Here is an 11,576-nt window from a genome sequence, read left to right as displayed (position 1 = left end):
AGGTGATCTTGCAGTTCTGGATGGTGACGTTCTCGGCCCGGACCCAGATCTGGCCGCGGACATTGAGGTTGCTGAGAACCGTGCCGGCTTTGGTGACGATGATGTCGCCGGACGCCGTCAGCGTCACACCAGCCGGAAGTCCCGTCGTCGATGAAGTCGGAAATGACATCGATAAATCCTTTTCCCAGTGAGTCTAAAAAGGGGATTGATGAAACAGATCGCGCAGAAGAATGGACCGCCGACGGATGTCGGGCATGCCATTCCTCAATCTGCCGAGGAGCACCAATCAGCCGACACTTCTGCGTGTCCTGGAAACGAGAGTTCGTTGCGGAAACCGACTTACGACGAGCAAATCAACGCTGCGCTCGTCATGAATCGCACAACCCTCCCCAGGGCGTTTCGATGAGAGGCGCCTTGAAGCATGCTTCGAAGGACAAGCTAAGACGGCCGGTTGATGCGCGAGCGGGGTCAGAAGCCCCAAGCGGAGCTCCGGTCATTCTCACATTGCGATGAAAAAATATCGCATCAAACGATATATCGTCAGTCGCACTATAAGCGCCCATGCTATCTATGCGGTATGTGCGTAAGAGATTGCATAATGCCCCTTATGTTTTTTCCACTTAACATGCAGGTGTCAAAGTTATTCCCTTCTCGTCCTGCAAGTCACCGCACTCCTGGATACACCTGAAGAGCTACTGATTACAAAGAGAGTCTAGATGCTCGGACCTAATGACTTTCGAATGTTTAGCGCGTTGAAAATCAAGAACAACATCGCGCTGGATTCGACTACACATTAGGACCAATATCAGTCTTGTGATATGCGGCCAGTTGCTTGGTAAAAGATGCCAGTATGGCAAAAAATGAGTATAAATATCCCGGGAAGTAGCAATAATGACTATAGTAAGGCGAGTATATGACGTAAAGTAAGTGAAATATGCCGAAAGTCATGATACTTTTCAGTGGGGATCATAACAACGAACTTGCGCGAGGGGATTATTCCGGATGAAAGGCCGCAGCTTGCATAGGCAGGCATTACTATAAAATGCTGCGGTGCAAAGGCTGCTTTCCGATCTTGAGTCAGCGGATGATCAGGCCCTGCTCAGTCCTCTGTCAAATGAAATGAAACGACTAGCCTCCAGTAAGATCATAGTTCGACGTCGCCCATGACCCTTGCCGGACACCCCCATGCTTTCACACCCGCGGGTATATCAGAGGCAACGTAGGACATCGCGCCGATGACGGCGCGGTCACCAATGCGCACCCCCCTTTTGATAACAGTGTTAGGGCCGATATAGACTCCGTCGCCAATTGCGGTGGAGGAATACTCAATCGGCTCTTGGCCAAGCGTGACGCTCCGCCGAACCGTATCGTGCGAATATATATGCACACCAGCAGAGATCGAGCAGTGGTCTCCAATCGTGAGGCCTCCCAATCCATCGAGAATAACGTTAGGCCCAATCCAGGTATGCTTGCCGACGGTGACGTCCCCCAAAATCAAGACGTTGTCATAACAGGAGCTGCCCTCCCCAAATCCGTACTGCCGTGCATTCTCCCAGCGATCCGTCATCAGATCCCCGAATGATACGCGCCGTTTGAACTTCTTGAGCTTGTCGACCTGTAAGGCCCTCTGGATCGCTCTCAGCTCTTCCAACATAGAATGCTCCTCCGGTCGCATTGGAAATATATTCTTCCCTTGATGTCGACGCCATCCATGAACGTTGGCCCCATCGGGATTAGCCCAAAATGCAGGAACACCGTTCCAGATGGGGCTGCCCAAAGATCGGAACAAAAGAGTGTCGACTAGCGTGATGTTGTCCGTCGAAGGAATCTGCATCCGCTGTCATTCTGAATACGGTGGTCGCCGACCTGCAGCGGAAGTGAGGCTCAGCAGGACCTGCAGCAAAGATATTCACTGCGTTAAACTAGCTATAGATTTATAGACTCTCAAGCATTCGAAGAATTCAGAAAGATGAACGCGGGAGAGCAATTTATCTTTGGTTACATCGCAGGGGGTACAACTCATGCCCAGGACTCTACGTGTGACATGACAGGTTAGCCTAGGTCAATCAGAAGGGCGCCTGTCGAATCGATGCCAAGTATCAATGTTCAAACGAACGGTCGAGTCATTGTCACTCATCCCGATCTCGTCAATCTCTACGGCTGTCAAATTGGCGATGGGACGAGGATAGGCCCGTTCGTTGAAATCCAAAAAAACAGTATCATTGGTGAACGATGCAAGATCTCTTCGCATTCATTCATTTGCGAAGGTGTCACGATTGAAGATGAAGTGATGATCGCGCATGGCGTGATGTTCACGAATGATCTCTATCCAAGAGCCGTAAACCAAGACGGCGCGATGATGACCGAGCAGGACTGGCAAATGGTCCCGACGGTGGTGAAGCGCGGGGCATCTATCGGATCAAATGCCACCATTCTATGTGGCGTAGTTATCGGCGAGAACGCAATCGTGGGCTGCGGCGCTGTCGTGACCCGCAATGTGCCTGACTTCGCGATTGTGGCTGGAGTTCCGGCGCGCGCTATCGGCGACGTCCGCCGCAGGGACGCCACTGATGTCAACATAGCTTCAAGTAAGTCCCTCAATGCCTTCCACGAGGATTAACATGATTGGTATTGGTGTCATTGGATATGGATATTGGGGACCGAACCTAGCGCGCTGTATCTCAGAGGCTGAGCGCTCGGAGTTGGCATCCATCGCGGATTTCTCTCCGGCGGCGCGCAAGAGAGCAGCGTCGCGCTATCCTGCGGCGCGTATTGAGGAAAATTGGCAGACACTCGTTAGCGATCCGCGCGTGGACGCAGTCGTAGTCGCGACGCCCACGCGATGGCATTTCGAGATCGCTTTGGCTGCGCTTCGTTCAGGGAAGCATGTGTTGATCGAAAAGCCTATGGCCTCCTCCTCGCGCGAGGCGGCCATCTTGATCGAGGAGGCCGACAGACGCGGCCTTACGCTCATGGTTGATCACACTTTCGTCTACACCGGTGCGGTGCAGAAAATCCGAAGCTTGATTACGGATGGGGCCGTTGGCGACGTCTACTACTATGACTCCACGCGGATCAATCTCGGTCTCTTCCAATCGGATGTGAATGTGATTTGGGACCTCGCAGTGCATGATCTCGCAATCATGGACTTCGTCATAGATGCTCGCCCCCTTGCTGTGTCCGCGACTGGAGCGGGGCACATCCCTGGCAGTCCTGAGAACATGGCTCATATCACGCTCTATCTTGAAGGTGGAGCGACGGCTCACCTCAACGTGAATTGGCTTGCACCGGTAAAAATTCGCCGAACTCTGATCGGGGGCAGCCAACGGATGATCGTCTACGACGACGTTGAGCCAAGTGAGAAGGTGAAGGTTTACGATCGCGGTGTCTCTATCGCCGAAGAAAGCGGGAGTACGACCAAGCCGGACGAAATTCACCGTATGCTGCTGAACTACCGAATGGGTGACGTGTGGGTGCCGCAACTCTCCGTCAAGGAGGCTCTCCTGACCGAAATTGAACACTTCGTTACCTGCATTGAGAATAGCAAGAAGCCGCTCACGGGCGGGACCAGTGGGCACCGTGTGGTCACGCTGTTGGAGGGAGCGACGCAGTCGCTCAAGAGACGCGGATACCCTGTCGAGCTCGCGGAGATGAAGGCAGCATCATGATCCCTTTCCTCGATCTGAAGGCCCAGTATGATTCCATACAAGTTCCCCTTGAAAGCGCCGTTCTCGAGGCGCTGAGAAGTTGCGATTATGTGCTAGGAGGACCCGTAAGGAAGTTCGAGGCCGCCTTTGCGGAATATTGTGGCAGCCATCATGCCATTTCGGTCAGCACTGGTACTTCTGCCCTTCACTTGGCTCTCCTTGCAGCTGGTGTTAGGCCCGGAGATGAAGTCATCACCGTACCGATGACGTTTGTAGCCACCGTTGCAGCCATCCTCTATGCGGGTGCCACACCTGTTCTCGTTGACGTCGACCCAGAGACGTTTACGATGGATCCAGAAGCGTTCGAGAGCGCCATCACGCCACGAACTCGCGCTGTCCTGCCCGTTCATCTTCATGGCCGTCTGGCGAATATGGTCGAGATCTGTGACATTGCTCGCAGAAACGGAGTCGTCGTTATCGAGGACGCCGCGCAGGCTCATGGGGCTGAAAGAGACGGAAAAAAGGCAGGCACCTTCGGTCTGATCGGATGCTTCAGCTTCTATCCCGGAAAGAATCTCGGTGCATGCGGCGAGGGCGGAGCTATCGTCACAGATGATCCCGAGATCGCTGCTACACTCCGTTGCCTTCGAGATTGGGGGCAAGCTGGAAAATACAACCACGTACTCCATGGTTACAATTACCGGATGGATACCATTCAGGCTGCAGCGCTTGAGGTGAAGCTCCGGTTTCTGCCATCGTGGACTGCCAGTCGACAGAAAATAGCGGCTCTCTATAATGAGCTATTGGAGGAGACCGGCATAGAGTTCCCTGAGCCTGCTGAGCGCGATCATGTCTATCACGTCTATGCAGTTAGCATCGCGGAGCGTGATCGGGTCAAGGCACAGCTTGCCGAAGCCGGGATTGCGACCGGTATCCATTATCCACGGCCGGTACATCTTCAGCCGGCCTATTCGGGACTCGCGTCAGGGCCTGGATCTTTTCCGGTCTCGGAAAAGCTCACCGAACGTTTCCTCTCTTTACCTATCTTTCCGGAGATGACTGAAGATCAAGTTTATAAGGTCGTCGACACATTGAAGCATGTTGCCGAGGTCCGACACAGCGAGGCCGTTTGACTTATCGTCCTTTGCTTAAAAACCTCGGAAATTGATCTACTTACCCATATCGGAGACGGATATGACGTCTAATCATCGCGATCTGACAGGAAAGCGTATTCTCGTAACGGGAGGCGCTGGCTTCGTGGGGTCGCACATCGTCGATCTTCTCGTTGAGGCAGGAAGCAGCGAGATCATCGTGGTCGACAACATGATCCGTGGACGATCGGAGAATCTTGAAAGGGCGATGGAAAGCGGTCGCGTCCGACTGATTGTTGGCGATATCCGCGACAGAGACTTGATGGGCTCAGCTGTTAAAGGGACCGATATCGTTTTCCATCAGGCCGCCATGCGAATCACTCATTGCGCGGCAGAGCCACGCATGGCGATGGAGGTCATGGTAGACGCAACGTATGATTTGCTCGAGCGATGCGTGCAGGAAAAGGTGCACAAGGTGGTGATGGCATCGTCAGCTTCCGTATATGGGATGGCTGAGGAGTTTCCCACGACAGAGCGGCAGAATCCCTACGGGAATAGAACGCTGTACGGCGCTGCAAAATCGTTCGGAGAGGGGCTGCTTCGATCTTTCAACGACATGTATGGCTTAAATTATGTGGCCCTGCGGTACTTCAACGTGTTTGGACCGCGAATGGATATCCATGGTCGCTATACGGAGGTGATGATCCGCTGGATGGAGCGTATCAGCGCTGGGTTGCCGCCAATTATCTTCGGCGATGGGCAGCAAACGATGGACCTAATTCATGTAAGGGACGTGGCTCGAGCAAATATTCTTGCAGCCATTTCTTCCGCTACAGATATCGCCCTCAATGTCGGAAGCGGTTCGGAAACATCTCTTCTTGATCTGGCCCGATGCCTTGCGCGCGTCATGGGACGTCCTGGCTTAGCGCCGGTCCATGAGGCGGAGCGTTCCGTCAATCCAGTTCCGCGCCGATTGAGCGACACTCAGACGGCACAGCATCTTATCGGATTCAGATCCGAGCTGGATGTCGAAACGGGAATGGCCGAGCTCGTCGAATGGTGGCGAAGCCAGCACAGCTCTCACGATGTGCGGGGAGTCGCGTGATGATTCCTATTATGGCTCCTTTCATCGGCGAAGAGGAAGCAAACGCCGCTTCTGCAGTCGTTCTATCGGGATGGCTGTCCCAGGGCGCTGAGGTGGCCGCCTTCGAGAGAGAATTCGCCGCAGCGGTTGGATCAGAACATGCATGCGCGGTCTCAAACTGCACAGTTGCGCTTCACCTTGCTCTCCTCGCAGTAGGGGTTGGGCCGGGTGATGAGGTAGTTTTGCCAAGTCACACCTTCATCGCCTGCGCGAACGTCGTTCGTCAGTGTGGAGCGGTTCCAGTATTCGTCGATATCGATCCTGATACGTTTAACATGAAGCCGGAGCTAGTTGCAGCGGCGATCACAAAGAGAACCAAGGCCATCATGTGCATTCACCAGATGGGGATGCCATGCGATATGGAAGCGCTCGTCCCGCTTGCGCGCGATCGCGAGATTGCGATCGTCGAAGATGCCGCCTGCGCCATCGGCTCAGAGATACGCGTGAACGGGGAGTGGGAGCGGATCGGGCGTCCTTTTGGGGAGGTTGCATGCTTCTCCCTTCATCCGCGAAAGCTCCTGACTGTGGGTGACGGCGGCATGCTGACGACCGCCGATTCTGGAATCGACCGCCTTTTCCGCCTCCTGCGTCAACACGGAATGAGTGTCTCGGATGCCGTACGACACAGCAGTCGCACCGTTATTTTGGAGGAATATCCTGTTCCTGGGTACAACTACCGACTCACGGACGTTCAGGCTGCCATCGGTCGCGCTCAGCTGAGGCGGCTCGATGACATCGTTGCACGCCGGCGAGAACTTGCACAATCTTATCATAGAATGCTTGCCGATATTCCTGGCGTAAAGGTGCCCGAAGAACCAGTCTGGGCTAGAACAAATTGGCAGAGCTATTGCGTGCGTCTGCCGGAAGGAACGGACCAGCGCGACGTCATGCAGAAGATGCTCGACCAGGGCGTGGCAACACGGCGCGGGATCATGTGCGCGCATCTAGAGCGCGCTTACTCGGATCATGACCTACGATTCCCCTTGCCGGAATCCGAGAAGGCCCATAGAGAGTGCATCCTCCTGCCTCTGTTCCACACGATGACGGAGGATATGCAGAGCCAGGTCATCTCCTCGCTCAAGGCTGCTCTGTCTCGGACGCCTGCTCTTGTGTGAAGGAACAAGAAAGGTAGTTGGATTGCTTCGGTAAGGGAGGCATACTCGCGCGCGTTTTTGGCGCCCGCGAATAATCGCGACCGCTACGTGCTTGAATGACCGCCCCTCTCAACCAGGCGCTAATCGCAAGATAGCTCTAAGCGTCCCGGAAACCGCCTAAGCTTGCGCATTTTCATAAGTTGATCAAAAGAAGCGCAGCCAAAGATGCGCGCCACTCCGATCGGATCTGTGTGGCGCGCCTTCCAAAGCACTCATTGGCAATCTATCGCTCGCGGATGCCTTCATCGAGGCCTCTGAGCAGCGGATACAGGAAGTAGGATATTACACTCCTGCGTCCGATCTTGACCTCGGCCTGAACCGACATGCCAGGCAATAGCTGGAAATCGTTCGGGATGTCGTGCAGTTTGGTGTCGTCAAGGCTTAGGCGGGCTCTATACAGAAGCGCGCTATTCGCCTGCGAGCCGCTTTCCTTCGGATCTCCTGGAAACGCGTCATGGCTGATCGTCCTGACGGTTCCTATGGCGGTCCCATGCTTCTGGAATGGAAATGCTTCGAACTTGATCCGCGCGGACTGACCGGTACTCACATGACCGATATCCTTCGGCTCGATCGATACCTCCGCCTCGAGCGGAACATTCCTGGGGACCAATACGAAGAGCGGCTCTGCTTGGCGCATGACTGAGCCGACCGATCGTTGAGCGACCTCTAGCACAATAGCATCGGCTGGCGAGGTCAGCGAAACGAGATTGCGGCGAAGCTCGGCCTTCTTCAATTCTTCCGCTGCCGCATCCCGCCGACCCCGTGCGTCCACAAGCGATTCAAGGGTGGCGCGCGTGAAGTCGTCGAGAAACTCCTGACGCTGCGATTTCGCTTTCTCCAATTCGTGTCCTGCTTCGATTTGTGCCCCTTTCGTGCGTGCGAGAGTTGCTTCCACATCGAGTCGCATGTCCCGCGCCTGGAGAAGATTAAGCTTTGATCCCGTCTGGTGCTCCAGAAGCACCGTTCGCATCTCCTCAATATCCTGGATACCTTTCAGCCTCTGTTGCAGGATGGCTTCTTCCTGGCGACTCTTGGCGAGGCTGGCTTCCGAGCGCGCAATTTCCTCATCAAGATTGCGTAGCCGGCTCTCGCTAAAAGACTTTCGTTGGGCAGCAAGCCTAGCTTCCACAATCTGCTCCGTGCTGGACGGATCCGAGGGCAGATAAATGCGGCCGGAAAGCTCTGCTTCGAGCCGACGGACCATAGCGTCAGCCGCGCTAAACCTAGTCTGTAGCTGCTGAACATCTGCTTCAGTAAAAGTTGGATCCAGGACTGCCAGAATCTGTCCGGCGGTGACGGATTGGCCAACATTGACCTTGATGCTTCGGATAACGGAATTTTCCAAGGGTTGGATCACGATATTCGGTTCTGTCGTGATCAGCTTTCCTTTGGCAGTTGCAATCTCGTCGATCTCGGTCAGGCTTGCCCAGAGAACTGCTGTGCCGATCAGAGCCGTCGTAAGATAAAGCGTGAGTCGTGCAATCCTGGGGGGAGCACGCTCTTCAACCTCGATGGCATCGGGCTGAAACTCGACCACATGAGCAGGACGTTTCTTCGGGGCAGGCGGTAGGATCTGTGGTGCAGGAACCTTTTCGCCAGGTGTCGGACGATACGGAATCATGCCGCGTGCCTCGTTTGTTGGTTCCAGAGGTGACGATACGTCGTGCACGAGGTCAGAAGTTGATCATGACGACCTGCCGCAATGAGGCGCCCGCGGTCCACGACAAGGATCGCATTGGCATCGACAAGGGTTGAAAGCCGGTGGGAGACAATGAGAACGGTTCGCCCTTCCGCAATTTTGCGCAAGTTTTGCCGAATGATCATCTCACTGTCCGGATCGAGCGCGCTCGTTGCTTCATCGAGGATGAGCAAACGCGGGTCCGTCACCAGGGCACGAGCAATGGCGAGGCGTTGTTTCTGGCCACCAGAGAGGTTCTCGGCATTCTCCTCGAGCATTGTGTCGAAGCCGCGAGGCAGCCGTTCAATGAACTCATCCGCTCCGGCTGCTTTCGCTGCACGCGCAATCTCTTCAAAGCTCGCATTCGGCTTGGCGGCCGCGATGTTCTCTCGAATAGTGCCTCGAAACAGGAAGTTGTCCTGCAGAACTACGCCGACGCATTTGCGTAGATGAGCGAGATCAAGTTCGCGGATGTCGTAGCCGTCGATGCGAACGAGCCCTTTCTGGACAGGGTAGAGACGCTGGATCAGGCGGGTAACTGTCGTCTTTCCAGATCCACTACGCCCCACGATGCCGACAATACTACCTGCTTCAACAGTAAACGACACATCGTCCAGTGCTGGAGGGCGATCGGACTGATATCCAAAGGATACGTCCTCGAATTGAATTTCTCCCTGTAGGGGAGGGCAAAGACCCCTTTGTAATCCGTCCGCTTCCGGGGTTTTGTTCATCACCTCGCCAAGCATGCGAACGGAAAGAGCAACCTCCTGATATTCATGAGCCATCGTGAGGATCTGGACGAGAGGGCCCGAAACTCTGCCTGCCAACATATTGAATGCGACGAGGGCACCCACCGTCATGGTGTGATCGAAGACATCAAGAGCGCCGAGGGCGATAATTGCAACGCTCATGAGCTTCTCAAGCAGCCCGGTCACACTCTGTGCCGCGGCGGAAATTCGCTCGACATTGTAACGCATGATGACGGCCTGGGCCGATGAGTTGTCCCAGCTGCGGCGATGAAGCGGTTCCATCGCGAGAGCCTTGATCGTGCGCATGCCATGAACGGCTTCGACGAGAAGCGCTTGTCTCTCGCCTTCAGCTTCATAAAGAGCCTGAAGGCGGCGGCGGAACGGGCCGATGAGAACACCGATCGTTATTGCCACACAAGCCGTGAATGCCAGGACGACGATCGTCAGCTTCACACTGTAGAGGAGCAGAACCGGCACGAATACGAGAAGCGAGAGGCCATCGAGGATGGACGTGAACAGGCGCCCGGTCAGAAATTCGCGGATGCGGCTGGCCTGCTGCATGTGCTTAACCAGGACGCCTGCAGGAATCCTCTCAAAGTATCCGAGCGGAAGTGAGAGAAGATGCGCGAACGTTCTAACGGCGACACGCATATCGATGCGATTACTCGCATAAAGAAGAAGATATCGCCGCAGAAAATTGAATATTGCGTCGAAGACAAGCGCGAGAGCAACGCCGCCAGCCAGGACATAGAGGGTGGCGTAGGACTCGTGCATGAGAACTTTGTCGATGACGAGCTGGGAGAAAATCGGCACGGCAAGGCCCAGCGCGTAAAGAACGAGAGCCGCAGCAATGACGTCTGCAAAGAGTCGCCGCTGGCGTAGAAGCTCCGGCGCAAACCAGAGGAAACCAAAGGGGCGATTGGGATCACTTAGGTTTTTGCGAGCGGGTTTGACAAGGATTACTTCCCCGTGCCATGCCGCGCAAAAATCATCCTCGGCCAGAGTCAAAGGCTCTGGAAGGGCGGCCTTCGGATCAAGGACAATAATCTTGTTTCCCTGATCCGTTCTCTCCACTCCGGCCACGACGACCCAATTCTCATTCGCCAGTCTGGCAAGTGCTGGAAAGGCATCGCCAAGGTCAAGCAGCTCGGACCATTTCAGGTCGACTTTGCGCGCCCGCAAGCCTGCTTCCCGCGCCATACGCAGAAGCAGCTGCCACGAGACGGCTTCATCGGTGACGGCGTAGGAATGCGCAAGTTGGTCTATGGAGAGGTCTGTGCCGTGATGACGTGCGACAGCGACAAGGCAGTGCAAGCCCGTTTCAGTTTCTGCGCCCACAGGATTGCCTCTCAGTTCAAGATGAGAAGTTCGGCGATGAATTGCGGGCACCGTTCACGAATGGTTTCGTGTCGCCATTTCCTGGAAACTGCGAACTCTCGCTCTGCGGCGCCGGCGTTTGCTTGATGGCACCAGCTTCAATCAATCCCTTCATGGCCTTCTGCATCAACTCGACGGAGTTCGCAAAGGCGTCGACCGGCATCACGATGCGTTGCCGAAACATGGGCTTCGGATTGTTCTTGGCATCACGCTCCGTTGGCGAGAGACTCATAATGTCGATCCGCACAATCGGCCCTGTAATGGTGATCTCGGCGATTCCGTCTGAATACACTTCCTCATGCATGAGGCTTCTCCTTTGGTAAGTGTTGATTGGCGGATTCAAAAGGCGATCTGATGAAGGCGCCTGGGGTGGCGCTCTTGAGTAGCGAGACAAGGCGGGCATTAAGGGGCGTGTCCCGATTACGCTCTGCTGTGACTACTATTCTTAGACGCTGCACTGGCACGATATAGGTCATGGATTCGTGCCTAGGCGGTCGCTTGTGGGTTGAACAGGACATCCACCCAATAGTTGGTCTTTTGGAAGCTATTTGTGGGGAACAAGCTGGATGATCCATACGCGTAGACGCCATTCGGGCTGGTGGCCGTATCGGCAGGTGCCGTGAGCGGACCGTTGGTTGTCGGATTGGTGAAATAGTTTGAGGTTGCGGCATAGCGGCCGTTGCTGTGATAGGAGACCACATAGGTGGTGCCGGCCGTGATGCTGACCGGACTGGAG

Annotated in this window: 10 protein-coding genes; 5 read left to right on the top strand and 5 right to left on the bottom strand. The window is 55.0% G+C overall.

Annotated features, from left to right (window positions below):
• Positions 1-1,144: 1,144 nt before the first annotated feature.
• Positions 1,145-1,654: an acyltransferase gene (locus K9B37_RS24425; protein WP_224316421.1), complete on the bottom strand. Its 510-nt coding sequence runs from the start codon at positions 1,652-1,654 to the stop codon at positions 1,145-1,147.
• Between the two features lie 435 nt (positions 1,655-2,089).
• Between K9B37_RS24425 and K9B37_RS24420 the strand changes: the two genes are divergently transcribed.
• The 5 genes from K9B37_RS24420 (at position 2,090) to K9B37_RS24400 (ending at position 6,997) form a co-directional block, all read left to right on the top strand.
• Complete coding sequence (locus K9B37_RS24420; RefSeq protein ID WP_224316420.1) at positions 2,090-2,620, top strand: acyltransferase; 531 nt, start codon at positions 2,090-2,092, stop codon at positions 2,618-2,620.
• Position 2,621: 1 nt separating this feature from the next.
• Positions 2,622-3,668, top strand: a complete 1,047-nt coding sequence (locus tag K9B37_RS24415) for a Gfo/Idh/MocA family protein (protein ID WP_224316419.1) — start codon at positions 2,622-2,624, stop codon at positions 3,666-3,668.
• Positions 3,665-4,780, top strand: a complete 1,116-nt coding sequence (locus tag K9B37_RS24410; protein ID WP_224316418.1) for a DegT/DnrJ/EryC1/StrS family aminotransferase — start codon at positions 3,665-3,667, stop codon at positions 4,778-4,780. The genes K9B37_RS24415 and K9B37_RS24410 overlap by 4 nt, the downstream gene beginning before the upstream one ends.
• Before the next feature lie 82 nt (positions 4,781-4,862).
• Positions 4,863-5,843, top strand: coding sequence for an NAD-dependent epimerase/dehydratase family protein (locus tag K9B37_RS24405; protein ID WP_224316423.1), 981 nt, complete (start codon positions 4,863-4,865; stop codon positions 5,841-5,843).
• Positions 5,843-6,997 carry a DegT/DnrJ/EryC1/StrS family aminotransferase gene (locus K9B37_RS24400; protein ID WP_224316422.1) on the top strand — a complete coding sequence of 385 codons (1,155 nt, stop codon included), beginning with the start codon at positions 5,843-5,845 and terminating at the stop codon, positions 6,995-6,997. The genes K9B37_RS24405 and K9B37_RS24400 overlap by 1 nt, the downstream gene beginning before the upstream one ends.
• A 262-nt stretch (positions 6,998-7,259) precedes the next feature.
• On the opposite strand, the gene K9B37_RS24395 is transcribed toward K9B37_RS24400, so the two are convergent.
• The 4 genes from K9B37_RS24395 to K9B37_RS24380 all read right to left on the bottom strand — a co-directional run.
• Positions 7,260-8,657: an HlyD family type I secretion periplasmic adaptor subunit gene (locus tag K9B37_RS24395; protein WP_224316417.1), complete on the bottom strand. Its 1,398-nt coding sequence runs from the start codon at positions 8,655-8,657 to the stop codon at positions 7,260-7,262.
• Complete coding sequence (locus tag K9B37_RS24390) at positions 8,654-10,801, bottom strand: peptidase domain-containing ABC transporter (RefSeq protein ID WP_224316416.1); 2,148 nt, start codon at positions 10,799-10,801, stop codon at positions 8,654-8,656. The genes K9B37_RS24395 and K9B37_RS24390 overlap by 4 nt, the downstream gene beginning before the upstream one ends.
• A 16-nt stretch (positions 10,802-10,817) precedes the next feature.
• Positions 10,818-11,144: a hypothetical protein gene (locus tag K9B37_RS24385; protein ID WP_224316415.1), complete on the bottom strand. Its 327-nt coding sequence runs from the start codon at positions 11,142-11,144 to the stop codon at positions 10,818-10,820.
• 182 nt (positions 11,145-11,326) lie between these two features.
• Positions 11,327-11,576: DUF4082 domain-containing protein (locus tag K9B37_RS24380; protein WP_224316414.1), on the bottom strand; the 250-nt coding region annotated here is incomplete at its 5' end.

The sequence above is a fragment of the Microvirga puerhi genome (assembly GCF_020089865.1).
GTDB classification, from domain to species: domain Bacteria; phylum Pseudomonadota; class Alphaproteobacteria; order Rhizobiales; family Beijerinckiaceae; genus Microvirga; species Microvirga puerhi.
Note: the sequence above shows the minus strand (reverse complement) of the source record. Positions and strands in the feature narration are given on the sequence as shown.

Bases quoted from the DNA above. Each gene is read 5' to 3' on its own strand.
- K9B37_RS24400 (WP_224316422.1), top strand. From the start codon at position 5,843: ATGATTCCTATTATGGCTCCTTTCATCGGCGAAGAGGAAGCAAACGCC.
- K9B37_RS24420 (WP_224316420.1), top strand. From the start codon at position 2,090: ATGCCAAGTATCAATGTTCAAACGAACGGTCGAGTCATTGTCACTCAT.
- K9B37_RS24395 (WP_224316417.1), bottom strand. From the start codon at position 8,657: ATGATTCCGTATCGTCCGACACCTGGCGAAAAGGTTCCTGCACCACAG.
- K9B37_RS24410 (WP_224316418.1), top strand. From the start codon at position 3,665: ATGATCCCTTTCCTCGATCTGAAGGCCCAGTATGATTCCATACAAGTT.
- K9B37_RS24425 (WP_224316421.1), bottom strand. From the start codon at position 1,654: ATGTTGGAAGAGCTGAGAGCGATCCAGAGGGCCTTACAGGTCGACAAG.
- K9B37_RS24385 (WP_224316415.1), bottom strand. From the start codon at position 11,144: ATGCATGAGGAAGTGTATTCAGACGGAATCGCCGAGATCACCATTACA.
- K9B37_RS24415 (WP_224316419.1), top strand. From the start codon at position 2,622: ATGATTGGTATTGGTGTCATTGGATATGGATATTGGGGACCGAACCTA.